The sequence below is a fragment of the Dongia sp. genome (genome assembly GCF_041906375.1).
In the GTDB taxonomy this organism is placed as follows: domain Bacteria; phylum Pseudomonadota; class Alphaproteobacteria; order Dongiales; family Dongiaceae; genus Dongia.
This window is the reverse complement of sequence record NZ_JAYRJJ010000007.1, coordinates 78968-104107: the sequence shown is the minus strand read 5'-3', so window position 1 is coordinate 104107 and position 25140 is coordinate 78968. Positions and strand designations below refer to the sequence as shown.

The following is a 25140-nucleotide window of genomic DNA, read 5'->3' as shown; positions in this document are numbered from 1 at the left end:
GGCGAAGGATGCCCTGGTGGCAGAGGATGCCCTGGGCATGCCCTGGCGATTGAGGGCCCCGCGGTACCATGCGTGATTCACACTCCGCAAGCCGAGGTCGCTCCATTTCCAGGACTTGCCCCCGTGTTAGTGGCATTTTGTGAACTGGATCACACCGCTTTCTCTGTCGCTTTAAGAAAATGAGCCCGAGCCTTGCACCCGGCTGTATCCACCGCCGTACGCCGCGCCAGCGAGATGTGGCGTGCACCGCAAGCATCAGATAAAGCTGAATTTAGGAGTGCGGATTTTAAATTGCGCGAAGAGGGTTGGGGACCTGGCCACAGGATGCAGCAGCGTTCGGCGAGCCGAAATCCCTTCATTCGACCCCGGGTTGTCAAACCGGAACGGTTTTGCCAGTATGCGCGCGATGATTGTTCACGATTTACCCCGACAACCCCCGGTCAACCCCCTCCAGGTCCCCCATGGTCGCCCGCGTTCGTACCGTTGCATTTGAAGGCGTCGATGTGCGGCCCGTGGATGCGCAGGTACAGGTCTCCGGTGGGATGCCGGCTTTCACGCTCGTCGGTCTCCCCGATAAGGCGGTGGGGGAATCGCGGGAGCGGGTGCGGGCGGCGTTGACGGCGATCGGGCTGGCGCTGCCGCCCAAGCGCATCACGGTCAATCTGGCACCGGCGGATCTCCTCAAGGAGGGGTCGCATTTCGACCTTCCCATCGCGCTGGGGCTGCTGGCGGCGATGGGGGTGATCGAAGCGTCGGCGCTCGACAGTTTCGTCGTGCTGGGGGAATTGGGGCTCGACGGGTCGGTGGCGGCGGTGGCGGGCGTGCTGCCTTCGGCGCTGCATGCGGCGGCCAACGATCTCGGCCTCATCTGCCCGTCGGCCCAGGGTGGCGAGGCGGCTTGGGCGGGTGAGATCAATGTGGTGGCGCCGAACAATCTGCTGGCGCTCATCCACCACCTCAAGGGCCAGCAGGTGCTCCGCGCACCCGAGCCGAAGATGGCGGAGGATCAGGGTTCGACCCTCGACCTCAGGGACATCAAGGGGCAGGAGAGCGCCAAGCGCGCGCTGGAGATCGCGGCGGCCGGCGGGCACAATCTGTTGATGATCGGCCCGCCGGGTTCGGGCAAATCCATGCTGGCGCAGCGCCTGCCGGGGCTCCTGCCGGGGCTTTCGCCAGCGGAAGCGCTGGAAGTCACCATGATCCACAGCCTTGCCGGCAATCTCGCCGAAGGACGGCTGCTGCGCCGGCGCCCGTTTCGCGACCCGCATCATTCGGCGAGCCTGCCGGCGCTGGTCGGCGGCGGCATCCGCGCGCGGCCGGGCGAGATCAGCCTGGCGCATCTCGGTGTCCTCTTCCTCGACGAATTGCCGGAGTTTCAGCGTTCGACCCTGGAGGCCCTGCGCCAGCCGATGGAAACCGGCCGCGTTTCCATCGCGCGCGCCAATGCGCATGTGACCTATCCGGCGCGCGTGCAGGTCGTGGCGGCGATGAATCCCTGCCGGTGCGGGCATCTTGGCGATCCGTCGCTGGGTTGCGGCAAGGCGCCCAAATGCGCGCTCGATTACCAGTCGCGCATTTCCGGCCCGCTTTTCGACCGCATCGATCTGCATGTCGAGGTGCCGGCGGTTTCCGCCGCCGATCTTTCCCTGCCGCCGCCGGCGGAAGGGTCGGCCGAGGTGGCGGCCCGGGTCGCCGCTGCCCGTGCCCGCCAGGTCGAGCGCTATGTCGCGCACAATCTGCGCTCGAATGCCGAGGCCGATGGCGAGTTGCTGGAAGCGCTCGCTGCTCCCGATGCGGAAGGCCGCCGCCTGCTGACGCAAGCGGTCGAGAAATTCCGCCTCTCGGCCCGCGGCTATCACCGCGTGCTACGCGTCGCCCGCACACTCGCCGACCTTGCCGGCGCTGCCGATGTGAAAGCGCTCCACATCGCCGAAGCACTCAGCTATCGACGCATCGCACCAAGCCGGGCCGGTTAGCGCCGCGCTTTCTCCGCCTTCTCCGCGACCTTGGGCACAAAGCGGTCCCAGCGCACGATGGCGCGCTGGTGGCTGCCTTCGCCGATCAGTTCCACCTCGTCTTCGGCGCGGACATGCCAGGCGATGCGGCGGCCGTCGATCCTGGTGCAGGTGGCATGCACCGTCACTTCCATGCCGGGGGGCGTCGCCGCCACATGGGTGACGTCGATATGGATGCCGAGGCTGCCTTCGCCTTCGTCGAGATGGGGTTTCAGCGCATCGATGCAGGCCCATTCCATCAGCCCCACCATGAAGCCGGTGGCAAAGACCGCCGGCATGGCGCGGAAATCGGGCGATTCGGGATAGAGGGCCGGCACCGTCTTCGCGTCCGTCACGGTGAAGCGGAAGGTGTGAGTATCGCCGACCTGCAGCGTCTCCTTCACAGTACGCGCTCCACCAGCGGGATATGCGGGGCGGCCGAGCGCGGCAAGGTGCCGGTGAGGCGCGGGTCATCCTGCACCTCGACCATGAAGGCATAAGGCACGAAGCCGGCCTTTTGATAGAAGCTCAGCGCATTGGGGTGATCGAAGGTGCAGGTATGTACCCACATGCGCTCGATCGGCGCCTGGCCAGTGCGCCGGTTCCAGGCGAGATGGATGCCGCGATCGATGAGATAGCGCCCGGCGCCCTTGCCGATCGCCTCCGGCACGACGCCGAAGAAGGAGAGCTCGCATTGCCCCGCCTCGCGGAAATCGAGCTCCAGCAGGCCCAGGACCGCGTCGCCATCCATCAGCCGATAGAGATCGACATTTTCGTCATCGAGGATCGCCTGCAATTTGGCGTCAGCCATGATGAGGCGCGAATACCACAGCCAATCCTCACCGACACGGCGGAAAAGCGCGCGGAATTCATCAAGCGTCGCTTTCCAGGGCACGAGGCGGAATTTTTCATCCCCCGCCCGGGCTGCGCGCGGCGCCGGCGGCGCCAGCATTTCCAGGCAGGTGACGACATTGGCGATTTGCCCGGGGGCCAGCGGCGAATAGCCCAGTGGCAGCGTTGGATTGGTCATAGCTTTGCGGAACCTGATTGCGAGGACCGATCATTCCTAGCGAGAGTGGCGGCAAAAGAAAAGCGCCCGGCAGATCCCGGGCGCTTTCATGAGCGGCAGGCAATGCTGCCGGCTTATTTGACGACGGTCACCGGCGCCGAGGCATGGGAGACAACGGCGGTCGCCACCGACCCCAGGAACAGCCGCGCCAGCTCGTTGGTGGTGTTGGTGCCCATGACGATGTGGTCGGATTTGTTCTTCTCGGCATAGGAGACGATGGCGTCCGCCACATTGCTGCCATTGGCGACGACGCAATCGTAATTGTCGAATTTCACGGCCTTGGCCGACTTCACCGCCGAGGCCAATTGCTTGTCGGACTGGGCAGCGGCGGCATTCATCGATTCGGCGTCCCAATAATGCGTGCGCCGCGCGCGGGTCGGCACGACATTGACGGTGAGAAAGGTCAGCTTCGCCCCCGTCGCCTGCGCCAGCTCGACCGCGCAGCCGGCAACCCGACCGGTGATCTTCGATCCGTCAATCGCGCAGAGAATTCTCTTGATGGCCATGATCCATTTTCCTCCGGTATATCGGCGTGCGGGCGCACTGCCCCACCCGAAGCAATCATGCACCGCGGGTGGGGGTGATTGCTTGACCTAAATCAACCGGAAATGTGTCGAAAATGGACCGAAACAAAGCGGCCGTGGGATCGGAATCCACACGGCCGCTTCGGGTCGGGTCTTTGGCCGGGCGCTTACACCCCGGCCAGATTCCGCAACACATAGGGCAGGACGCCGCCATGGCGGTAGTATTCGACCTCTTCCGCGGTGTCGATGCGGCAGGTGACGACGATCTCCTCGACCTTGCCGCCCACGCGGGTGATCTTCACCGGCACGTCCATGCGCGGCTTGATATTGCCGGCCTTGCCGGGACCCGCGAGTCCGACGATGTCGAAGATTTCCGAGCCGTCGAGGCCGAGGCTCTTCCTGGTCATGTCGCCCTTGAACATCAGCGGCAGGACGCCCATGCCGACGAGGTTGGAGCGGTGGATGCGCTCGAAGCTCTCCACCAGCACCGCCTTGATACCCAGCAGCAGGGTGCCCTTGGCTGCCCAGTCGCGGCTGGAGCCGGTGCCGTATTCCTTGCCGCCCACCACGACCAGCGGGGTCTTGTCCTTCTGGTACTTCATGGCGGCGTCATAGATCGACATCACATCGCCGGCCGGCATATAACGCGTAACGCCGCCCTCGGTGCCCGGCGCCATCTCGTTCTTCAGGCGGATATTGGCAAATGTGCCACGCATCATCACTTCATGATGGCCACGACGTGCGCCATATGAATTGAAATCCGCCGGCTGCACGCCGTTGGCGATCAGATACTGGCCGGCCGGGCCGTCCTTTTTGATCGACCCCGCGGGGCTGATATGGTCGGTGGTGATCGAGTCACCGAGGATGGCCAGCGGACGCGCACCGCGAATGTCGCTGATCGTGCCCGGCTCCTTCTTCATGCCCTGGAAGTAAGGCGGGTTGGCGACATAGGTCGAGACCTTGGGCCAGGCATAGGTAAGGCCCTTGGCCGTCTTGACCTTGCGCCAATTGGCGTCGCCCTTGAAGACGTCGGCATAGCGCTTCTTGAAGTCGGATAGCTTCACGGCCTTCGCCACCGTGTCGGCCACTTCTTTGGTGGTCGGCCAGATGTCCTTCAAATAGACCGGCTTGCCCTTCTTGCCATAGCCGATCGGGTCCTTGGTGATGTCGATCTTCATCGACCCGGCCAGGGCATAGACCACGCAGAGCATTGGCGAGGCGAGGTAGTTCGCCTTGCAATGCGGATTGACGCGGCCTTCGAAATTACGGTTGCCGGAAAGGACAGCGGCCGCCACCAGATCGCCCTTGGTGATGGCGTCGGCGATGGGTTCCGGGAGCGGACCCGAATTGCCGATGCAGGTGGTGCAGCCATAGCCCACGAGGTTGAAGCCGAGCTTGTCGAGCGGCTTGTTGAGGCCGGCATTCTTCAGATAATCGGTCACCACCTGCGAGCCCGGCGCGAGGCTGGTCTTGACCCAGGGCTTCACGGTGAGGCCGAGTTCGACAGCCTTCTTCGCCACGAGACCGGCACCCAGCATCACGGAAGGATTCGAGGTGTTGGTGCAGGAGGTGATGGCGGCGATGACGACGGCGCCGTCCTCGATTTCCCAATCGGCACCCTTCACGCCGACGGCGCTCTCATTCCCCTTGCGGCCGAAGACGTCGACCAGGTTCTTCTTGAAGCTCTCCGCCGCGGTGTTGAGCGGCACGCGGTCCTGCGGACGCTTCGGCCCCGCAAGGCTCGGCTCGACCGTCGAGATGTCGAGGCTTAAGGAATCGGTGAAGATGGGATCCGGGCTTTTCTTGTCGCGCCACATCCCCTGCGCCTTGGCATATTTCTCGACCAGGGCGATGCGATCAGCCTTGCGGCCGGTGGCCTTGAGATAGCGGATCGTTTCGGCATCCACGGGGAAGAAGCCGCAGGTGGCACCATATTCCGGCGCCATGTTGGCGATGGTGGCGCGGTCCGGCAGCGCCAAATCATCGAGGCCCGGGCCGTAGAATTCGACGAATTTGTTGACGACGCCCTTCTTCCTGAGCATCTGCGTGACGGTAAGGACGAGGTCCGTCGCCGTTGTGCCTTCCTTGAGCTTGCCGGTGAGCTTGAAGCCGATCACTTCGGGAATGACCATCGAGATGGGCTGGCCGAGCATGGCGGCTTCCGCTTCGATGCCGCCAACACCCCAGCCCAGCACAGCGAGGCCGTTGACCATGGTGGTGTGGCTGTCGGTGCCGACCAGCGTGTCGGGATAGGCGACCGTCTTGGCGGGCGTCTTCTTGCCCTTCACCGTGGTCGCCGGTTCCTTCAGCGTCCAGACGACCTGGGCGAGATTCTCGGTGTTGACCTGGTGGCAGATGCCGGTTCCCGGCGGAACCACGCGGAAATTGTCGAAGGCCATCGAGCCCCAGCGCAGGAACTCATAGCGTTCGCCGTTGCGCTCATATTCGAGGTCGACATTCTTCTTGAAGGCGCCGGGGCCGGCGAAGAAATCGACCATCACTGAATGGTCGATGACGAGGTCGACCGGCGACAGGGGATTGATCTTCTGCGGGTCGCCGCCCAAGGCCTTCATCGCGTCGCGCATGGCGGCGAGGTCGACCACGGCGGGAACGCCGGTGAAATCCTGCATGAGCACGCGGGCCGGGCGATAGGCGATCTCGCGGTCCGAGCGCTTGTCCTTCAGCCACTTCTTGACCGCCTGGATGTCCTTCACCGTGACGCTGCTGCCATCTTCGTAGCGCAGCAGGTTCTCCAGCAGCACCTTCATCGAATTGGGCAGGCGCGAGAGATCCCCTAAGGTTTTTTCGGCCGCCTTCAGGCTGAAGTAATCATAGGATTTCGACCCGACCTTGAGGCTCTTGCGGGTTTTCAGACTGTTCAATTGAGGCACGGAACCACTCCCAGTTTGCGGCGCAATATCAGCGACCCCACTCCCTGGCGCAGCGTCATGCGCTCCTCGGCTGCGATATGCGGCTGGCAATTGGGCCGACCGCCCAGGCTAGCAGGACATAAAACCTAAGATCGATCCCCGATCATGACCAACTCACGACCCCGTTCTTGCCCCTTGCTCTGCCGGGGCGTGGGCAAACCGAGTCGAATGGCGGCTAATTTACCATGAAGGACCGGTCCCAGCGAGGGGCAAAGGGCGGCAAAGTCCCGGAATCTCAAGGGAAATCTTCCCTAGGGGCCGTACCGTCCGGCGTCGCTTGGTTAATCCTTAAGTTAGATGCAATTAGAGTAGTTTTACGCGTACCGAGAGAGTGAAATTCCGCAGCCTACCCACAGGAAAAGTTGGGCTGACGATCTGAGGGGCGCCGGATTCCGGCCGCCACCCCGGGCCCTGCCGAGACGGCCAATTCCTTATTCTTGCCACATTCCCGTCCTAAACGGGACACAGGGCAAGTGAAGAGTGCCTTCGGGACCGGAAGGCCATCCCCCTTTCCGTCCCATTGCGACCCAGGCGTTTGGTCGGCCCATTCGCCCGGATGCCCCTCGAAGGGTTCCTCCTGACCGGTGCCCGCGCGCCGAGCAGCGGAACCCAGGCCGAGAACCGCGCCAGTCCCTACCCCCGAATGGCGCGGTGTGAAGGGCAGGCCGCCGCGCGCCATCCCCATCCCCCGGCGCGCGGCGCCGCCTTCTTGAGGCGGCGACGCACGCCTCCGGCTGATCCCTGGGCGCGGCGCCGCCTTCTTGAGGCGGCGACGCACGCCTCCGGCTGATCCCTGGGCGCGGCGCCGCCTTCTTGAGGCGGCGACGCACGCCTCCGGCTGATCCCTGGGCGCGGCGCCGCCTTCTTCAGGCGGCGACAATATGATCTCGTATTGCCGCCAACGTGATCGAAGTATGCAACCGCCACACTGCACCGCGCGCCTTCCCGGCAGCGCGGTTCTTTTTTGCCGGAATTTCGGTGCCGGCATTTATTACGCGCACATTCCAAGATTGGCTTCCGTCGCGGTGAAGCTATGATCGGGTCATGATTCATCATTCCGACCCACCCATTCCGCATTGGCCAGGGCTGGCCGGGCGCAGCATCGACTGGGCGCGGCCCGAGGATTTTGCAACGGCGCCGCTGCGCCGCATTTTCGCCTGGTGGAATGCACATACCGGCACCGAGTTGCCGCGGCGCGAGGATTTCGACATCACCGCCTTTGGCGATATCGCCGAGAATCTCTACATCATCGCCAGCGTGGCCGAAGGGTATGAACTGCGCCTGGCCGGTGAAGAATATATCCGCCTGTTCGGGATCAAGAAGGGCTGGATCTGGCAGCGCAATGCCAGCGACCCGGTGATGCGCGATTCGGCGGCCCTGCTCACCTTCGTCGCCCAGGCGAAGCGTCCATTGCGGACGATCGGCCGGCTGGAGCTCATTGAACGGCATTGGATCGAGCTTGAAGCTCTGATCTGTCCTCTGCGGCCCGACGCCGATGGCGGTGCGAAGTTCCTGGGCTGCACGGCAGCCATACCAAGGCTGACTTAGCGCCCCCTGGCCCTATTCCGCTGCGCTACGGGCCGCCTTGTCGCTGGCGAGCGGTAAGTGCAGCGTCACCACAGTGCCCTGGCCAAGCTCGCTTTCCAGCGTGAAGGAACCGCCGGAGAGATCGGTCAGCGATTTGACGATGGGCAGCCCCAGCCCGGTCCCCGATTGCCGCCGCTGCAAGGCGCCGTCGACCTGCATGAAAGGCTTCAACACCTCGGGGATGTCGGCTTTGGCGATGCCGATGCCGGTGTCGCGCACGATGATTTCGGCCTGGGTCGCATCCAGGCGCCGGGCGATCAGTTCGACCGTGCCGTCCTTGGGCGTGAACTTCACAGCATTCGAAACAAGATTGGTCACAATCTGCTTGGTGACACGCAGATCCGCAAAGAGCGGCGGCAGATCCGGTGCCACCTCGGCCCGCAGCTGGACACCGCCATTCTTGGCCCGTTCGCGCATCAGGATCATCGCCGAATCGAACACGTCGGCGACGGCGACAGGTTCTGGATGCAGCTCCATCTTGCCGGCCTCGATCTTCGAGAGATCGAGGATGTCGTTGATCAGCGACAGCAGCATGTTGCCGCTGTCATAGATGTTCTTGGCATAATCCTGGTATTTCGGCGTGCCCAGCATGCCGAACAGCTCCATCTTCATCACTTCGGAAAAGCCGATGATGGCGTTCAAGGGCGTGCGCAGTTCGTGGCTGACATTGGCGAGGAATTCCGACTTGGCGCGGTTGGCAAGCTCGGCCTGGTTCTTCGCCTCGCGCAGGCTTTCCTCAGCACGGATGCGCTGGGTGACGTCGCTCATGATGCCGACGAATTGCAGGATGCGGCCCTGTTCGTCGGTGATCGGGCTGATCGCCAGCTCGTTCCAGAAGGTGCGGCCGTCCTTGCGGTAGTTGCGTAAGGTGACGCTGATCGACCGGTGCTGCGCCAGCGCCCGGCGCAATCGGTCGAGCGCTTCGGGATCGGTATCGCGCCCCTGCAGGATGCGGCAGTTGCGGCCGATCATCTCCTCGGCCGCGTAGCCGGTCATGCGGGTGAAGGCGGCGTTGACGAAGCTTACCGGGTGGCCCGGTTTGGTCGCATCGCAGATGATGATGCCGCTGGAAACGGCGCCCACCACGGTCGCCAGGACCTCGTTGCGCTGGGCGAGTTCGGTAAGGCGCATCTCGCGCCCCTTGATCGCCGTGACATCCGTCATCAGGCGCAGGGTGCCGCCCTCGGCGGTCCGCGATTCGATGACCAGCAGGGTGCGGCCGTCGGGCCCCGGCGTTTCAAAGCGCCAGGGCAATTGGCGATGGCGTCCCAGATAGTCGGCGATGCTGGCTTCCGGATCGGCCACCGACGTCTCTTCCCGGCTTTGCCCGCGCAGGATGCTGGCGCGCACCAGATCGGCATAGCTGGTGCCGATGACGAGAAGGTCGGAGATGATGGGATTGAGTCGCCGATAGGTCGCGTTGCAGGCAACCAGCCGGTCCGCCGCATCGAACACGGCAACGCCCTCCGGCAGATCGGCAATGGTGCGGCTGATGAGCGGTGCGGCTCTCAGTTCTTCCTCAGGGGCGGCATCGGTCGCCGATTTTGCCGTGACCGGGTCCGCGAGCAGCAGGCGGGCCATGCCGAGCAAAGCGGGACCGTAGGCCAGAAGCGCCAAGGCGCCGAGGCCCATGGCGAGGGGCGTTTGGGCAAGCGCTGCCGGCACCAGCAGCAGCGCCGGCACATAAGCGAGGGCGGCAAAGTGCCGGTCATCATGCAATGCGTCCCAGCGGCGCAGGGCCGGCGGCAGAAAGATAGCGGCCACGGCAGCGATCGCCGCAAGCCCGAGGCCGGGCAGGCCCATCACCGGCACGGCAAGCAGCACGATGGCGATCGCTGCCAGTCGGCCGAGCAGCGCATCGAGGCGCAAGGCCGCCAGCAACGGCAGAATGAAGGGAGACATGAGAAAGGCGCTGTCGCGCCAGGAGGCCCAATCGGTCGCCGCGAGCGATGGTTGCAGCGCGACGCCCAAGCGGACCAGTCCCAGCGCCGCAATCACGAAGCAACCGAACAACAGCCCGGCACCGGCACGGCCAAGTCGCCCGTAGCCGCGCCATCCCAACAGGCCGAGCAGCCGGAAACCGGCCACCAGCGTCAGCGCCAGAGCAAGGTTGGTAAGGCCCAAGGTCGGAGCCGCGCTGAGAATCGAGAGGGTGCCGTCGCTCACTGTCGGGAGTCTTTCCAGGATCAGCTGAGGGTCACCAGGGGTCGGTGCAGCTTATACCCGGCTCAGTAACATGGGGCAATCTTAACAATATCAAGCATTTGAGACAATTTTGCGCCGTCCCGGTTTTCTCTCGATTTCCGTGCAAGAATTTTTGCTCGAAGTAAATTTCTGCCAACTCTTATTGCTGGTCCTGGCTGCCGAATCGGCCAGCGCCAGCAACGGCCTTGCGCAGCTGCGACTCCAAGCCGATCCGCCGGCCCAGGCCATCAGGTTATCGATCGTGGCGCTCTTCCGCCAGCCACCGGCGCGCAGCTGCGCCCAGGCCATGAGATCGCCCATGGCACCGATCGCTTCCTCGCGCCGCGCGGCGTCGCCGGCCAGATGCACGATTTCAAGCTTGTCCTGGTCGGGCTGCAATTCGCGGAAAGTGAAATCATCGGCGCCGATCTTGAGTTCGGTCAAAAAAGCGGGTGCGGCTGCCTGCAGATGATATTCGACCTTCACCACGCGCTCGGCCTCGCTGGCGAAAGGCGGTTGACGATGGCCGGCCTTCGCCAGGGCCTTCACCAGCGCCGAACCCGGCTGCGATTTGAGATCGATGAGCGACTGTCCGTCCTTGCCGCCATTGCCCTTGATGAGCGCCACGTAGCGCGGTCGCCCCAAGGCACCGAGGCCGGCAACGCGCTGCGCCACATCCAGCACGTCGAAAAACTCGGGATGGGCGCGGCGTTTGGCAAAGCGCCGCAGGGCCGATCTGACGGCATCGGTTTCGGCCCCTTCCAGCCTGATGGCCTTGCCGGTATCGAACCGCAAGCGGCGCTCGCCGCCTTTTACGACCGTGCGCTTGTCGAGAAGATCGGCCTGGCTGCGGCGTTCGAGATCGGTCAGCAATTCACCGATTGCGCCGCGGGCCGTGCGCCGTTCCAGCCAGCGCGGCTTGCCGTCGGCAAGTGCGCTGCGATAGCGCTCCAATCCATAGGCGGCAAGGCCCTTCGCCTCCTTGCGCGCCAGGCCCAGTTCGGGTGCTGCCAAAATGATGCCGGTAAGGAACCGGAGCAGATCGATCACCGCCGGCCCCCGGCAGGCGTCGTCGAAATCACCGATATCGAAATAGGTCAGCCGATTGTCACCGCGATAGGTACCGAAATTCTCGAGATGCATGTCACCGTTGAGCCAGACCGAAGGGGCGGCGATACCCAGCACCGGCTTCAGCCATTGCCCATAGAAATCGGGTGCCGTGCCACGATACCAGGCAAAGGCCGATTGGCTCATCTTGCGCTGCTTGAGCGCGGCCAGTTCCGTCGCGATGTTCTTGCGTTTCATGACGTTACTATGCCCCGCCATCCGCCCGATCGCTACTTTTCCTTCTGTGACGTGGATCATTGTCCTGTCCGGGTCATCCAGGTGATGGCAGAAAATGCCGGGGAAATGTCATTGCTGCCATAGACGGTGCCGTGCAGGATGAAATCCGGAACCGAAACCGGAAAGGAAGCGCGCATGTGTGCCGCCCCGCGCCGCAAGGCCCCGCGCGAGATCGCGATGTTCATCTATCCGGATGCGCATCTCCTGGACATATCCGGGCCGATGTCGCTCTTTGCCGCCGCCAATGATTTTGCCGGATATCGCGCTTATGCGGTCAGCCTCGCTGCCGCGAAGCCGGGGCTCGTCACCACGTCGGCCGGCCTCTGCCTCGCGGCGACGCGCCGGATCGGCCCGGTGTTGAAGGGCGTCGACACGCTGCTGGTGGCCGGCGGCATCGGGGTTGATGCCCAGCTTCGCGACAAGAAGGTGATCGGCTGGCTGCAGCGGCAGGCACCGCAATGCCGGCGCGTGGCGTCGGTGTGCAGCGGCGCCCTGCTGCTGGCCGAGGCCGGCCTGTTCAACGGCCGCCGCGCCGTCACGCATTGGGAACGTTGCGAGCAACTCGCCGCCGACTATCCCAAAGTGACGGTCGAGCGCGATCCGATCTTCATTCGCGACGGCAAATTCTATTCATCGGCCGGAATCAGTGCCGGCATGGATCTGGCCTTGGCCCTCATCGAGGAAGATCTGGGCAACGACGTGGTGGCGGCGCTGGCCCGCGAATTCGTCCTTTATATGCGCCGGAGCGGCGGCCAGGCACAGTTCAGCCCGGCCTTGAAGGCGCAAGGCACGACGCCCGGCAAGATTGCCGGCCTGCAGCAATGGATCCTCGCTCATCTCGAGCAGCCCTTGCGGATCGACAATCTGGCGGAACGCGTCGCCATGAGCCCGCGGCATTTTGCGCGCCGCTTCCTGGAGGAAACCGGCCTGACACCGGCAGCTTTCGTGGCGGCAGCGCGGATCGACGCGGCACGCGCCGCCCTCGCCGCCGGCCGCGAGCAGATCGAGGAAGTGGCGGCACGCTTCGGCTTCGGCAGCGCCGAGCGCCTGCGCCGCACGTTCCGTCGCCATCTGGCCGTCACGCCCAGCCAGTTCCGCCAGCATTTCCAGACATCGGGAGTTGCCTGACCATGAAGACCGTCGCGCTGTTGCTGTTTCCGGATGTCGAAGTGCTCGACTTCGCCGGTCCCTTCGAAGTCTTTTCCGTCGCCGCCCAGGCGCGCGAACCGGCCGCGTTCAAGGTCGTCACCGTGGCTTTGAACGACGCACCGCTCGATGCGGTCGGCGGCCTCACCGTGGTGCCTGATTATGCGCTGGAGAACGCGCCGCAGGCCGACATCCTGCTGATTCCCGGCGGCAATGGCAGCCGCCGCGCCATGCGCGATGCGCGCATCCTGGAATGGGTGGCAGCGCAAGCCCGGGGAGCCGAGATCGTCGCCAGCATCTGCACCGGTGCGCTGATCCTGGGCAAGCTCGGCCTGCTTGACGGGTTGCGTGCCACCACGCATTGGACCGCGATCGACGAATTGAAGGCCGTGAGCGACAAGATCAACGTGCAACCGCAGGCGCGGTTCATTGACAACGGCAAGTATCTGACCTCCGGCGGCATCACCGCGGGGATCGATATGTCACTTTACCTGGTGAAGCGCCTCACCGATCAGGCGCTGGTGGATATGGTCATCGCCGAGATGGAATATGATTGGCGGATGAAGGCGGCCGGTTAAAGCCGCCCTCACCCTGCCCACCCCCACCTTTTGCGCCCCTTAGGGAACCGGATCCTCAGATCGCCCGGACCCTCAGATTGCCCGGACCCGGCTGATGAAATCGCCGACCGCGCGGCTCAGCACACTGGATTGCTGGCCGAGATCGGTGGCGGCACCGAGCACCTGGCCGGCCGCCCGGCCGGTTTCGCCGGCAGCTTCGGTGACGCCCTGGATATTGCCGGAAACCTGGGTCGTGCCCTGGCTCGCCTGCTGCACGTTGCGGGCGATCTCATTGGTGGCAGCGGCCTGTTCCTCGACCGCCGCGGCAATGGTCGTCGAGATGTGGCTGATCTCTTCGATCACCTTCGAGATGTCCTGGATGGCAGCCACCGAATGTTCGGTCGCCTGCTGGATCTCGGCGATCTTGCTGCCGATCTCTTCCGTCGCCTTGGCCGTCTGCGAGGCAAGGCTCTTCACTTCGGACGCCACAACAGCAAAGCCTTTGCCGGCCTCGCCGGCGCGGGCCGCCTCGATCGTTGCATTCAAGGCCAGCAGATTGGTCTGGCTGGCGATGTCGTTGATGAGCTGCACCACGGCGCCGATCGCTTGCGCGGAGGTCGCGAGCCCCTGGACCTGGGTGTTGGTGAGGGCTGCCTGATTGACGGCCTTATGCGCGATACTGGTGGATTGGCTGACCTGGCGCCCGATTTCGCTGATCGAGCTGGTCAATTCCTCGGTTGCCGCCGCCACGGTTTGCACATTGGCCGTCGTCTGCTCGGCCGCCGCCGCCACCGCGTTCGATTGCTGGTTGGTCTGTTCAGCGGTCGCCGACATGGATTGCGCCGAGGTCTGCAGCTCAGACGCCGCCGAGGAAAGGGTGCCGACCAGTTCGCCCACCTGGCCTTCGAAGCCCTTGATGAGATCGTTGAGTTCCTGCGCGCGCTGCAGCTTTGCCTCGGCATCGGCCTTGGCGGCGGCATCGGCCGCGCGCTGTGCCACGAGCGCGTCCTTGAACACCACGACGGTGCGCGCCATGTCGCCGATTTCGTCCTTGTTCTGCAGGGCCGGGATCGCGGTATCGAGATTGCCCTTGGCCAGTTGGTCCATGGCACCGGTCATGTCGCGCACCGGATGCGCGATGCTGCGGCCGATCAGCCAGCCGGCAAAGGTGCCGACAGCCAGGGCGACGCCAGCCACGATGATCAGGATGGTGATGGCCGAGGCAATCGTCGAGATGACGGTTCCCTTGACCTCCTCCATGCTGCCGAGCTGCGAGTCGAGCACGGTTTTCGACACCTCGGCAAAGCGGGTGGCCTGTTCGGTCATCGACTTGTCGAGCGTCTCGAGCTTGGTTGCCATGTCGGCAAGGGCCACCAGATTGGCGCCGTAATCCTTCATCGTCTTGGCAACTTCGAGGGCGCGGGCCCGATAGACCATGTTGGCAAGCTTGTTCTGCAGGGTCGTCGCATCCATGCCGAACATGGAGACGTATTTCTGCGCCGATTCGATCAGCTTGGGATCGCCCGTGGCGGTATAGCGCGCCGCCGCGATGCGGGCGGTCAGCATCTTTTCGATGGCCTGGCCAGCAAAGGCCGCGCCGACGAAATCTTCGCTGTTGAGAGCGGCCGAAAGGAGATCGGACATCGTCTTGCCGGCGGTGGCGCCCAAGGTCGCCATCTGTTCGTTCTGCACCTTGTCGCGCTCGGTCTTGAGTGCCACGACATTGTCGAGGCTGCCGGCATAGGCATCGACCAGCTGCGCCATCTCGGTAAACATCGCCTTGCGGTCAGCCGATTTGGTCGTCTGGACGCGGTTGTCGATGTCGGCCTTCAGCTGCGACAGGAGCTCACGCGCCGCGTCCAGGGCTTCCGGCTTGCCTGTCGTCATATAGCCGATGACGTTCCGCCGCAGGTCGACGACGTTGCGGTCGATGCGCTGCACCGTCATCGCGTTTTCGGAGATGCGGACATATTCATCGAGACTGCCGCGGATGTTCTGCAGCGACATGAAGCTGAACAGGATGACACCAGCCAGCAGCGTCAGGACGATGCCGAAGCCGAGCAGGATGCGGGTTCCAATGCGCAAGCGCGCCAGAACGGAATGAAACATGAAGGTCGACCCTCTGCGAGTTCGCGGAATTTTTCTTAACCTTCCTGCGACATGATTCTTAAAAATCCGCCGCATTTAGGCATTTGATCTGCACAGGGCTAAAGCTCGGCCAGAAACTCCAAAGATTCGTTAACGCGAACGCCTATTCTGCAAATTTTTCCGCGATCTCACATTTCGGTATGGCTCGGCCGCTGTGCCGCCCTGATTTGGCCAAGCCAATCTTCCCAAGTATTTTTTCCAGGAATTTCTAAAGAAACCGTCGCCTCTTATGCGGCCACGTGCATTTTGCGCAGGAAAGGCCCCTGGCACCGTAACCGGGATGCAAGACGGACGCAGTCCCGCTTGGGTCTCAGTAACCGCGGGCGCGGTCGGCGACGTGTTCGAGCGGCTGGCCGGTAAGGGAGCGCCCGATCTGGCGGGCGATTTCGCCAAGCCCCCCGGCGGGATCGGTATCGCTGGCATTGTGCGGCGACATGAAAATCCGGGGGTGCCGCCAAAAGGGGTGATCGGCCGGCAGCGGTTCCTTGGCAAAGACGTCGAGGCTCGCCGCCAGCAATTGGCCGCTCGCCAGGGCTTCCAGCAGGTCGGCCTCGACGAGATGCTGCCCGCGCCCGACATTGATGAGCGAAGCACCGGGCTTCAGCCCCGAAAAGAGCCCGGCATTCAAGATGCCCCGCGTCGCCTCGGTCAGGGGCAGCAGGCAGATGAGGATTTCGAGATCCCTGAGGAAGGCCGGCAATTCTTCCGGGCCGGCGAAGCTCTCTATGTCGGCATGCTGTTTGCGCTGGCGCGACCAGCCGCGCACGGGAAAGCCGAATTCAAGGAGCTTCTCGCCCGTGGCGATGCCCAATTCGCCCAGGCCAAGGATGCCGACCGGCCGTTCCCAGGCGGCGGGGTACCAATGCGGCGCCCAGCGGCCTTCGGCCTGCGCCTCCTCCAACTCCCAGATGCGGCGATGATGGCGCAAGGCCTGCCACAGCACATATTCGCTCATGCCGCGGGTCAATCCCGGCTCGACCATGCGCACGATGGGAATCTGCGCGGGGATATCGCTGCTGGCCAGCAGCCGGTCGACCCCCGCGCCGAAGCAGAAGATGGCCTTGAGATCGCGCATGGCGGCGGCAAGTCCCGGCACCGGCCGCCACATCAGCAGATATTGGATGCCGGCGAGATCCTGCCCCGGCTGGTAAGCCACCAGGTCGATCTGCGGCAGCGACCGCGCCGCCGCCTCGAAGGTCGCCAGATATTCATCGGCGCCGGCAAAGAGCAATCGGGTCCGGCTCATTGGCGCACCACGCCGAGATCGACCGGTTCATGATGGAGGGCAGCCGAGAGCAGCGCCTTGGTATAGGCCTCGCGCGGCCGCTCGAACACATCGGCGGCGGTCCCCGTTTCGACCACTTTCCCCTGCTTCAGCACCATGACGCGATGGCTCATCGCCCGTATTACCCTCAGATCATGCGAGATGAAGAGATAGCCAAGCCGGTGGCGTCGCTGCAAATCCCGGAGCAGGTCGACGATCTGCGCCTGCACCGACATGTCGAGGGCCGACGTCGGCTCATCGAGCACGATGAGCTTGGGCTTCAGGATGAGAGCACGGGCGATGGCGATGCGCTGGCGCTGGCCGCCGGAGAATTCATGCGGATAGCGATGCCGCGTTTCCGGATCGAGCCCCACTTCGCGCAAGGTTTCGATGACGATCTCCTCGCGCTCCGTCTCGTCGCGGCCGATATTGTGGATACCGAGGCCTTCCGCCACGATCTCGCCGATGGAAAGGCGGGGCGAGAGAGAGCCAAAGGGATCCTGGAAGACGATCTGCATTTCCCGCCGCAAGGGACGCATCTCGCCGCGATCCAGCTGGTCGATGCGGCGGCCGTTGAAGTGAATGGTGCCCTGGCTGTCGATGAGACGCAGCAGGGCCAACGCCAGCGTCGTCTTGCCGGAGCCGGATTCGCCCACAACGCCCATCGTCTCGCCTTCATGGAGCGCCAGATCGGCATCGACCACTGCCGGCACATGACCGACGACGCGGCGGAAGACACCGCGCTTGATGGGAAAGAGCACCGACAGCTTTTCGGCGCGGAGCAGTTCCGGCGCGCCCGCCGACATCGGCTCGACCTGCCCTTTGGGCTCGGCCGCCAGCAGATGCTTGGTGTAGTCGTGCTGCGGTTCGGCAAAGACGCGCGCCGTCTCGCCCTGTTCGACGATGGCCCCTTGCTGCATGACGGCGACGCGCTGGCTGAATTTCCGCACCACGCCGAGGTCGTGGGTGATGAGCAGGATCGCCATGCCGAGGCGCCGCTGCAGATCCATCATCAGCGCCAGGATCTGCGCCTGGATGGTGACGTCGAGCGCCGTGGTCGGTTCGTCGGCGATGAGAAGATCGGGCTCGTTGGCGAGCGCCATGGCGATCATCACGCGCTGGCGCTGGCCGCCGGACATTTCATGCGGGAAACATTTAAGTTTCTGCGGTGCGTCATCGATCCTGACCAGCTCGAGGAGTTCCAGCGCGCGCTTCTTCGCCGCCGTATCGCTCGTCGGTTTGTGCAGCTGGATGGCTTCGACCAATTGCCGCTCGACCCGGTGCAGCGGATTGAGCGACAGGGTCGGTTCCTGGAAGATCATGGCGATGCGGCCGCCGCGAATCTGGCGGAGCCGCGACAAGGGCAATTGCAGCAGATCTTCGGTTCCGCCATTGGCCCCGGCAAAACGGATGGCACCGCTGGGATGCGAGGCCGCAGGGTATGGCAGCAGGCGCAGGATGGAGAGGGCTGTCACCGATTTTCCCGACCCGGACTCGCCCACCAGCGCCAGCGTCTCACCTTTTTCGATGCTGAAGCTTACCCCGTGCACGACCTCGCGCGCGCCGAAGGCCACCGACAGGTTCTCGATCTCGATCAGCTTCTCCCCCATCAGGCATTTCCCTTGCGGGGGTCGAAAGCGTCGCGGATCGCTTCACCGATGAAGATGAGGAGGATGAGCATGGCGCCGATGACGACGAAGCCGGTGATGCCGAGCCAAGGTGCCTGCAAATTCTCCTTCCCTTGAGCCAGCAATTCACCCAACGACGGCGAGCCGGGCGGCAAGCCGAAACCGAGGAAGTCGAGCGAGGTCAAAGTCGTCACCGAACCGCCCAATGTGAAAGGCAGGAAAGTCAGCGTGGCCACCATGGCATTGGGCAGGATGTGGCGCAGCATGATGCGCCAATCGCCCAGGCCCAGCGCCTTGGCCGCGCGCACATATTCGAGATTGCGCGCGCGCAGGAATTCGGCGCGCACGACACCCACCGGCCAGGTCCAGCTGACCAGCAGCATGATGCCAAGCAGGGTCCAGAAACCCGGTTCGATGATGCTGGATAGAATCATCAGGATGTAGAGGAAGGGAAGGCCGCCCCAGATCTCCAGGAAACGCTGGAAGGTGAGGTCCGTCCAGCCGCCGAAATAGCCCTGCACCGCACCGGCGATGACGCCGACGATGGTGCTGAAGATGGTGAGAATGAGCCCGAACAGCACCGAGATGCGGAAGCCGTAGATGACGCGGGCCAGCACGTCGCGTGCCTGGTCATCTGTCCCCAGCCAGTTGACGCCGTCCGGCGCGGTCGGGGCCGGACCCGGCAGATTGGTCACCACCGTGTCGTAGGAGAAGGGGATGGGCGGCCAGATCATCCAGCCGCCGCCCTGCGCCACGCGCTCCTGCAGGAAGGAACCGGTGAAATCGGCGGTGAGGCCGGCGACACCGCCGAAGACTTCCTCGCCATAGTGATGGAAGACTGGCCAGTAGAGCTCATCCTTGTAGGAAACGAGGATCGGCCGGTCATTGGCGATGAATTCCGCCGGCAGGCTGATGCCGAAGAGGATCAGGAACAGGATCAACGACCAGAAGCCGCGGCCATTGGCGCGGAAGTTGCGCCAGCGCCGGGCCGTCAAGGGCGAGATCTTGGGTTTGACCACGCTCATGTCTCGCGCGCCTCGAAATCGATGCGCGGATCGACCAGCATATAAGTGATGTCACCCACCAGCTGCATGACCAGACCCAGCAGCGTGAACATATAGAGGGTGGCGAACATCACCGGATAGTCGCGATTGATCGTGGCTTCCCACCCCAGCAGACCCAGTCCGTCGAGCGAAAAGATGATTTCGGTCAGCAAGGCGCCGGTGAAGAGGATGCCGACGAAAGCGCTGGGGAAGCCGGCAATGACGATCAACATGGCGTTGCGGAAGACATGGCCGTAGAGCACGCGCTTTTCGCTGAGGCCCTTGGCGCGCGCCGTCGTCACATATTGCAGGTTGATCTGGTCGAGAAAGGAATTCTTGGTGAGCAAAGTAAGACCGGCAAAACTGCCGATCACCAGCGACAGGATCGGCAAGGTCATGTGCCAGAAATAGTCCATGATGCGCGCCGGCCAGGACAGCTGCTCCCAATTGTCGGAGACGAGTCCACGCAAGGGGAACACATCGAAATAGGTGCCCCCTGCGAACAGGACGACCAGCAGGATCGCGAACAGGAAACCCGGTATGGCGGAACCGACGATGATGGCGGTGCTGGTCCAGACATCGAAGGGCGATCCGTCGCGCGCCGCCTTGGCGATGCCGAGCGGGATGGAAATGCCGTAGATGATCAGCGTCGTCCACAGGCCCAGCGAGATCGACACCGGCATCTTCTCGAGAATGAGTTCGACCACCGGCCGGCCTTTGAAGAAGCTTTTGCCGAAGTCGAAGGTCAGGTAGCTCTTCATCATCATCAGGAAGCGTTCATGCATCGGTTTGTCGAAACCATACATGCGCTCGATCTCGGCGACGAATTTGGGATCGAGTCCCCGCGCGCCGCGGTATTTGCTGGTCGTGTCGGCAGGCGTCCCCTGCGACTGGGTCCCCGTCATCACCTCGCTGCCGCCGCCACCAGTGATGCGCGCGGTGGAATCGATCGCCGTTCCCTTGAGCTTGGCAATGGTCTGTTCGACCGGCCCGCCGGGTGCCGCCTGGATGATGATGAAATTGATGATCATGATGCCGAGCAATGTCGGGATCATCAGCAGCAGGCGGCGGACGATATAGGCGATCATCGCGGTGTCACCCTGCTTGCGCTCACTTCGCCTTCTTCCGTCGCGCGACGGCAACAATGATCAGCAGCAGCACGATGGCGCCACCGATATAGAAGACATAGGTGAGCGGCGAACTGCCGCGGCCGTCACCGCCGGCCTGATGAGCCGAATGATCCTCGACAGCGGCCGGTTCCGTCGGCACGGCGTTGGCCGCAGCAGGCGCCGGGGCCTGCGCGGTCTTCTCGGCGATTGCCTTTTCCTTGGCGGGGTCGATCCACCAGGCGGCAAGGCCGATGCCATAGGTCGGCTCCGGCAGCTTCGCGGGCCGCCCGAACTTGTCCCAATAGGCGATGCGCACGGCCGCGAGATGCCAGTTCGGCACCACGTAATGGCGCCATTGCAGAATACGATCGAGCGCGCGGCAATGGAGGATAAGCTCGTCGCGCGACGGTGCCGCAATCAATTCTTCGACCAATTGATCGATGACCGGATCCTTGATGCCCAGTTCGTTGCGGCTGCCGGGCAGATCCGCGGCGGCCGAGCCCCAGAAGTCGCGCTGTTCGTTGCCCGGCGACAGCGATTGCGGGAACAAGGACGAGACCATGTCGAAGTCGAAATCCTCGCGGCGCTTCTGATATTGGGCCGAATCGACCGCGCGCAGGTTGAGCTTGATGCCGAGCCGTTCCAGCGATTTGGCATAAGGCTGCACGATGCGCTCGAAACTGTCGCCGGCCTGCAGCAGGAACTCCAGTTCCAGCGCCTTGCCATCCTTCAAGCGCTTGCCGTTTTCAAGCTTCCAGCCCGCCTGGTCGAGCAGCACAGCGGCTTTTGCAAGATTCTCGGCGTTGCTGCCGCTGCTATCGCTGACCGGCGGGTTGTATTCGGTGGTGAAGACCTCATCCGGGATCTTGCCGCGGAAGCGTTCGAGGATTTTCAGTTCTTCCGGCGACGGCAGCCCCTTGGCTTCCATGGGCGAGTTCTGGAAGAAGGAGCGCGTGCGCGTGTATTGACCGAAGAACAGGGTCTTGTTGGCCCATTCGAAATCGAAAGCGAGCGTGAGCGCCTGGCGCACCAGCGGGTCCTGCAGCTGCGGGCGGCGCAGATTCATGCCGAAGCCCTGCATGCCGTGCGGATTGTCATCCGCGATCAGTTCCTTCTTCATCCGCCCGTCGCGCAATGCCGGGGAATCATAGGCGGTCGCCCATTGCTTGGCCGAATTTTCGACACGCAGATCGAAGCTGCCGGCCTTGAAGGCTTCCAGCACGACCGTGGGATCGCGATAATAATCGGTGCGCACGGTTTCGTAATTGTCGGTGCCGATATTGACCGGCAGATCCTTGCCCCAATAGTCGGGGACACGTTCCATCGTCACGGAACGGCCGGCCTCGAAGCTTTTCAGCTTGTAGGGGCCGCTGCCCAGCGGCACGTCGAGCGACGGTTCGTCGAATTTCCTGCCTTCCCAGAAATGCTTGGGTAGCACGGGCAGTTGGCCCATGATCACCGGCAATTCGCGGTTATTGGCACTGGCGAAGGTGAACTTGACGCGCAAGGGTTCGAGCGCTTCGACCTTGGTGACGTTGCCGTAATAGAAGCGATAAAAGGGCGCGCCCTTTTCCTTCAAGGTGTTAAACGAGAAGACGACATCATCGGCCGTGATCGGCTGGCCGTCATGCCAGCGCGCTTCCTTCCTGAGGTTGAAGATGATCCAGGAATTGTCCTTGGCCACCTCCATGCTTTCGGCAATGAGGCCGTATTCGCCCATCGTGTCGTCGTCGACCTGGGTGGTGAGCGTTTCATAGAGACCGGTGAGGCCCGCCGGGTCGCCGTTCACGATGAACGGATTGAAGCTGTCGAAGCTGCCAAGGCCGGCATAGCGCACCGTGCCGCCCTTGGGGGCGTCCGGATTGACGTAATCGAGGTGTTTGAAATCGGCCCCGTATTTGGGCTTGTCGCCCAAGGTCAGGGCGTGGGTCTTGATGCTGTCTTGCGCGAATGCGGGTCCGGTGCAAGCGGCCCCGGAGAGAATAGCCAGGGCCAAGAATCCGGCAGCGACGCGATTGAGCATGAACAGCCTTCCCGAAATGCGAACAGCTTATTTGCCGCGAGCATAGCGGAAGCGCCGCACGGTCGGAAAGCCTAGAAATATTGGGTGTTTAGCCGGTCTCAGGCGTTGAGGATGGCAAGCGCCTGGTCGAGCACGCGCCGATCGCCCGCTGCCGCCACATGGTCGCCGGAATGGACCGTGAGGGGCTTTCCCTGCCAATCGGTGATGAAAGCCCCGGCCCCTTCGAGCACCGGCACCAGCGACAGGTAGTCGTAGATCCCCAGCGTCTTTTCAACCACCAGGTCGATGAAGCCGGTCGCCACCATGCCGTATTGATAGCAATCGCCACCATAGGTGGCCGATTTGGCGGCACCGGCGAGCCGGTCATGCCGGGCGCGGTCGGCGCCCTGGAACATCTGCGGCAGGGCGGCCGAGAAATAGGCGTCCTTCAGATCGGCGCAGGCGCGGGCATGGACGGGGGCGCCGTTGAGCGTCGTCGCATGGCCCGTGGCGCCGATCCACAAATCGGAAAGAACCGGCATGTCGATGACGCCGAGCAGCGGCTTGCCGCCCTGGGTCAGGGCAATGAGGGTCCCGAAGGTCGGCCGGCCGGTGACGAAGGCGCGGGTTCCATCCAGGGGATCGAGCACCCAGACAAACTCCGCCTCCGCCCGCTCGGCGCCGAATTCCTCGCCGATGATGCCGTGGGCCGGAAAGGCCTTGTTGATGGCCGCCCGCAAGGCCGCTTCGCATTCGCGGTCGGCCCTGGTCACCGGGCTTTCATCACCCTTGGAGATGATGTCGAGCCGGGTGCGATAGTAACCGCGCAGGATCGGCCGGCTGATATCGACGAGGCTTCTGGCCAGCGACAGAAATTCAGCCGGCGCAGCCTGCGCCGTGGCGGCATTGGCCATCGGTGCTACGCCTTATTGCGGCAGGGGCGCCGGAGCATCTGACTGATCACGCAGCCAACGGATGAGGGCTGCGCGCTCTTCCGGCTTCTTCAGGCCGGCAAAGCTCATCTTGGTGCCCTTGGCATAGGCCTTCGGATTGGTCAGGAACTGGTCGAGATGGTCGTAATCCCAGGTGATGTTGAGATTCTTGACCACGTCGGAATAGGTGAAATCGGCCTTGTGCGCCGAATGGCCGCCAAGGACGCCCCACAGATTCGGGCCGACGCGGTTCGGGCCGCCGCTCTCGAAGGTGTGGCAGGTCTTGCACTTGCCGGCGATCTTTTCACCGGCGGCGGGGTCGGCGGCGGCAATCAGCGGCACCGAGGAAACCGGGGCGGCATCCGGGGTCGCCGCGGCGGGGGCGGCCGTCGCAGCCCCCTCTTCAGCGCCACCTTCGGCGGCATGTTCAGCGCCGGCACCGGCCGGGGCACCGTAAATGATGTTGGAGACCAGACCGACCGAAAGGGTCAGCATGCCGCCGACCAGGACCGCAGCGGCGATCTTGTTGGCTTCCAAAGACATTAGACTTCATCCCTCATGGCTTATGCGCAGCGGTGCAGCCCCCTTGGCCCCGATTGGAACCCAAAAAGGCTTACCCCGGGCCGCCGCGCGGTACATTCTGGCTAGTCAAGGGGCCGTAACTCGGCGCGGAATTTAACCGCTTCCGCTGCCGCTGTCCAATGCCGGCGCACCCGAAACGGCGTCCAGGCCCCTGCTTCGGTTCTTTTATTTCACCGTTTCGGGTGGGCTTTGATTTCCGCCACTTAGCGGCATAATGTCGCGCCCCGGGGCGGCCTGCCGCGGGGCAAGCTGCGCCGCCATCCGACCCGCCCACCGCCCGCCACCAGCAGAATTCACAAAGCCCCATGACCGCGACCGCCCTCCCCCACCATCCCGTTATCCTCATTCCGGCCCGCATGGCCTCGACCCGCCTGCCCGACAAGCCGCTGGCCGACATCCATGGGGCGCCCATGATCGTCCATGTCTGGCGCCGGGCGATGGAAGCCGGAATCGGCCCCGTTTTCGTCGCCTGCGCGGAAGCCAGCATCAAGGAGGCCGTCGAGGCCGCCGGCGGACAGGCAGTTCTCACCGACCCCAACCACCCCTCTGGCTCGGACCGCATCTTCGAGGCGCTCTCCCGGATCGATCCGGATCGGCGCTTCGACACGGTGGTCAATGTGCAGGGCGACCTGCCGACCCTCGATCCGGCCCTCATCCGCCGGTCGCTCGACCCGCTGGCAGAGCCGGCGGTCGACATCGCCACCCTGGCGGTCGAGATCACCCGCGAGGAGGAACGGCACAATCCCAATGTGGTGAAGGCGGTGGCTGCCTTTGCCGGCGGCGGCACCGGCATCGCCCGCGCGCTTTACTTCAGCCGGGCCACGGCGCCGGCCAATGCCGATGGCAAGGTCGGGCCGCATTATCATCATGTCGGCCTTTACGCGTATCGGCGGGCAGCGCTTGAGCGCTTTGTGAAACTGGCACCTGGCATTCTCGAACAGCGCGAGAAGCTGGAGCAGTTGCGCGCGCTGGAAAACGGCATGCGCATCGACGTGGCGCTCGTTGACACCCTGCCGCTCGGTGTCGATACTCCGGCCGAACTCGAACGGGCGCGCCAGCATCTGGCGCCCGGCAAATAAATCTTCCAGACATTCGGC

Annotated in this window: 19 protein-coding genes; 5 read left to right on the top strand and 14 right to left on the bottom strand. The window is 63.7% G+C overall.

Annotated features, from left to right (window positions below):
• Window positions 1-461: 461 nt before the first annotated feature.
• The gene (locus ACE3OA_RS19235; RefSeq protein WP_374313785.1) at window positions 462-1976 is read left to right on the top strand and encodes a YifB family Mg chelatase-like AAA ATPase; all 1515 of its coding nucleotides are present in this window, start codon (window positions 462-464) and stop codon (window positions 1974-1976) included.
• Here the strand turns inward: ACE3OA_RS19235 and ACE3OA_RS19230 are convergent.
• The 4 genes from ACE3OA_RS19230 to acnA all read right to left on the bottom strand — a co-directional run bounded on the left by ACE3OA_RS19230 (window position 1973) and on the right by acnA (window position 6478).
• Complete coding sequence (locus tag ACE3OA_RS19230) at window positions 1973-2398, bottom strand: thioesterase family protein (RefSeq protein ID WP_374313783.1); 426 nt, start codon at window positions 2396-2398, stop codon at window positions 1973-1975. The genes ACE3OA_RS19235 and ACE3OA_RS19230 overlap by 4 nt on opposite strands.
• Window positions 2395-3024, bottom strand: coding sequence for a GNAT family N-acetyltransferase (locus tag ACE3OA_RS19225; protein ID WP_374313780.1), 630 nt, complete (start codon window positions 3022-3024; stop codon window positions 2395-2397). The genes ACE3OA_RS19230 and ACE3OA_RS19225 overlap by 4 nt, the downstream gene beginning before the upstream one ends.
• A 113-nt stretch (window positions 3025-3137) precedes the next feature.
• Window positions 3138-3569 carry a universal stress protein gene (locus ACE3OA_RS19220; RefSeq protein WP_374313778.1) on the bottom strand — a complete coding sequence of 144 codons (432 nt, stop codon included), beginning with the start codon at window positions 3567-3569 and terminating at the stop codon, window positions 3138-3140.
• Between the two features lie 185 nt (window positions 3570-3754).
• Window positions 3755-6478 carry an aconitate hydratase AcnA gene (acnA, locus tag ACE3OA_RS19215; protein ID WP_374313776.1) on the bottom strand — a complete coding sequence of 908 codons (2724 nt, stop codon included), beginning with the start codon at window positions 6476-6478 and terminating at the stop codon, window positions 3755-3757.
• A gap of 1083 nt (window positions 6479-7561) precedes the next feature.
• On the opposite strand from acnA, the gene ACE3OA_RS19210 reads away from it, so the two are divergent.
• The gene (locus ACE3OA_RS19210; RefSeq protein ID WP_374313774.1) at window positions 7562-8065 is read left to right on the top strand and encodes a PAS domain-containing protein; all 504 of its coding nucleotides are present in this window, start codon (window positions 7562-7564) and stop codon (window positions 8063-8065) included.
• A gap of 12 nt (window positions 8066-8077) precedes the next feature.
• On the opposite strand, the gene ACE3OA_RS19205 is transcribed toward ACE3OA_RS19210, so the two are convergent.
• Both ACE3OA_RS19205 and ACE3OA_RS19200 read right to left on the bottom strand, forming a co-directional pair.
• Entirely contained in the window at window positions 8078-10270 is a 2193-nt protein-coding gene (locus tag ACE3OA_RS19205; RefSeq protein ID WP_374313771.1) for a PAS domain-containing sensor histidine kinase, read from the bottom strand.
• A 90-nt stretch (window positions 10271-10360) separates the two neighbouring features.
• Window positions 10361-11593, bottom strand: a complete 1233-nt coding sequence (locus ACE3OA_RS19200) for a DUF2252 family protein (protein ID WP_374313769.1) — start codon at window positions 11591-11593, stop codon at window positions 10361-10363.
• 174 nt (window positions 11594-11767) lie between these two features.
• On the opposite strand from ACE3OA_RS19200, the gene ACE3OA_RS19195 reads away from it, so the two are divergent.
• Window positions 11768-12760 carry a GlxA family transcriptional regulator gene (locus ACE3OA_RS19195; RefSeq protein WP_374313767.1) on the top strand — a complete coding sequence of 331 codons (993 nt, stop codon included), beginning with the start codon at window positions 11768-11770 and terminating at the stop codon, window positions 12758-12760.
• Between the two features lie 2 nt (window positions 12761-12762).
• On the top strand, window positions 12763-13356 hold the full coding sequence (locus ACE3OA_RS19190) for a DJ-1/PfpI family protein (protein ID WP_374313765.1): 594 nt from the start codon (window positions 12763-12765) through the stop codon (window positions 13354-13356).
• 72 nt (window positions 13357-13428) lie between these two features.
• On the opposite strand, the gene ACE3OA_RS19185 is transcribed toward ACE3OA_RS19190, so the two are convergent.
• The 8 genes from ACE3OA_RS19185 to ACE3OA_RS19150 form a co-directional block, all read right to left on the bottom strand.
• Entirely contained in the window at window positions 13429-15444 is a 2016-nt protein-coding gene (locus tag ACE3OA_RS19185; protein ID WP_374313763.1) for a methyl-accepting chemotaxis protein, read from the bottom strand.
• A gap of 349 nt (window positions 15445-15793) precedes the next feature.
• A complete protein-coding gene (locus ACE3OA_RS19180; protein ID WP_374313761.1) occupies window positions 15794-16729 on the bottom strand; it encodes a 2-hydroxyacid dehydrogenase in 936 nt (311 codons plus the stop codon).
• A complete protein-coding gene (locus tag ACE3OA_RS19175; RefSeq protein WP_374313759.1) occupies window positions 16726-18357 on the bottom strand; it encodes an ABC transporter ATP-binding protein in 1632 nt (543 codons plus the stop codon). The genes ACE3OA_RS19180 and ACE3OA_RS19175 overlap by 4 nt, the downstream gene beginning before the upstream one ends.
• Window positions 18357-19400, bottom strand: coding sequence for an ABC transporter permease (locus tag ACE3OA_RS19170; RefSeq protein ID WP_374313757.1), 1044 nt, complete (start codon window positions 19398-19400; stop codon window positions 18357-18359). Before ACE3OA_RS19170 ends, ACE3OA_RS19175 begins: the two co-directional genes overlap by 1 nt.
• Window positions 19397-20506, bottom strand: coding sequence for a microcin C ABC transporter permease YejB (locus tag ACE3OA_RS19165; RefSeq protein ID WP_374313755.1), 1110 nt, complete (start codon window positions 20504-20506; stop codon window positions 19397-19399). Before ACE3OA_RS19165 ends, ACE3OA_RS19170 begins: the two co-directional genes overlap by 4 nt.
• Window positions 20507-20528: 22 nt before the next feature.
• Window positions 20529-22550, bottom strand: coding sequence for an extracellular solute-binding protein (locus tag ACE3OA_RS19160; protein ID WP_374313753.1), 2022 nt, complete (start codon window positions 22548-22550; stop codon window positions 20529-20531).
• A 98-nt stretch (window positions 22551-22648) separates the two neighbouring features.
• Window positions 22649-23443, bottom strand: coding sequence for a histidinol-phosphatase (hisN, locus tag ACE3OA_RS19155; protein ID WP_374313751.1), 795 nt, complete (start codon window positions 23441-23443; stop codon window positions 22649-22651).
• A 12-nt stretch (window positions 23444-23455) separates the two neighbouring features.
• On the bottom strand, window positions 23456-24004 hold the full coding sequence (locus ACE3OA_RS19150) for a cytochrome c family protein (RefSeq protein WP_374313749.1): 549 nt from the start codon (window positions 24002-24004) through the stop codon (window positions 23456-23458).
• Between the two features lie 344 nt (window positions 24005-24348).
• Between ACE3OA_RS19150 and ACE3OA_RS19145 the strand changes: the two genes are divergently transcribed.
• Window positions 24349-25122: a 3-deoxy-manno-octulosonate cytidylyltransferase gene (locus ACE3OA_RS19145; RefSeq protein ID WP_374313747.1), complete on the top strand. Its 774-nt coding sequence runs from the start codon at window positions 24349-24351 to the stop codon at window positions 25120-25122.
• Window positions 25123-25140: the final 18 nt, after the last annotated feature.

Excerpts from the sequence above, each read along its gene's own strand:
- ACE3OA_RS19235 (WP_374313785.1), top strand. The coding sequence starts at position 462 with ATGGTCGCCCGCGTTCGTACCGTTGCATTTGAAGGCGTCGATGTGCGG.
- ACE3OA_RS19225 (WP_374313780.1), bottom strand. The coding sequence starts at position 3,024 with ATGACCAATCCAACGCTGCCACTGGGCTATTCGCCGCTGGCCCCCGGG.
- ACE3OA_RS19220 (WP_374313778.1), bottom strand. The coding sequence starts at position 3,569 with ATGGCCATCAAGAGAATTCTCTGCGCGATTGACGGATCGAAGATCACC.
- ACE3OA_RS19210 (WP_374313774.1), top strand. The coding sequence starts at position 7,562 with ATGATTCATCATTCCGACCCACCCATTCCGCATTGGCCAGGGCTGGCC.
- ACE3OA_RS19200 (WP_374313769.1), bottom strand. The coding sequence starts at position 11,593 with ATGAAACGCAAGAACATCGCGACGGAACTGGCCGCGCTCAAGCAGCGC.
- ACE3OA_RS19195 (WP_374313767.1), top strand. The coding sequence starts at position 11,768 with ATGTGTGCCGCCCCGCGCCGCAAGGCCCCGCGCGAGATCGCGATGTTC.
- ACE3OA_RS19190 (WP_374313765.1), top strand. The coding sequence starts at position 12,763 with ATGAAGACCGTCGCGCTGTTGCTGTTTCCGGATGTCGAAGTGCTCGAC.
- ACE3OA_RS19185 (WP_374313763.1), bottom strand. The coding sequence starts at position 15,444 with ATGTTTCATTCCGTTCTGGCGCGCTTGCGCATTGGAACCCGCATCCTG.
- ACE3OA_RS19180 (WP_374313761.1), bottom strand. The coding sequence starts at position 16,729 with ATGAGCCGGACCCGATTGCTCTTTGCCGGCGCCGATGAATATCTGGCG.
- ACE3OA_RS19175 (WP_374313759.1), bottom strand. The coding sequence starts at position 18,357 with ATGGGGGAGAAGCTGATCGAGATCGAGAACCTGTCGGTGGCCTTCGGC.
- ACE3OA_RS19170 (WP_374313757.1), bottom strand. The coding sequence starts at position 19,400 with ATGAGCGTGGTCAAACCCAAGATCTCGCCCTTGACGGCCCGGCGCTGG.
- ACE3OA_RS19165 (WP_374313755.1), bottom strand. The coding sequence starts at position 20,506 with ATGATCGCCTATATCGTCCGCCGCCTGCTGCTGATGATCCCGACATTG.
- ACE3OA_RS19160 (WP_374313753.1), bottom strand. The coding sequence starts at position 22,550 with ATGCTCAATCGCGTCGCTGCCGGATTCTTGGCCCTGGCTATTCTCTCC.
- hisN (WP_374313751.1), bottom strand. The coding sequence starts at position 23,443 with ATGGCCAATGCCGCCACGGCGCAGGCTGCGCCGGCTGAATTTCTGTCG.
- ACE3OA_RS19150 (WP_374313749.1), bottom strand. The coding sequence starts at position 24,004 with ATGTCTTTGGAAGCCAACAAGATCGCCGCTGCGGTCCTGGTCGGCGGC.
- ACE3OA_RS19145 (WP_374313747.1), top strand. The coding sequence starts at position 24,349 with ATGACCGCGACCGCCCTCCCCCACCATCCCGTTATCCTCATTCCGGCC.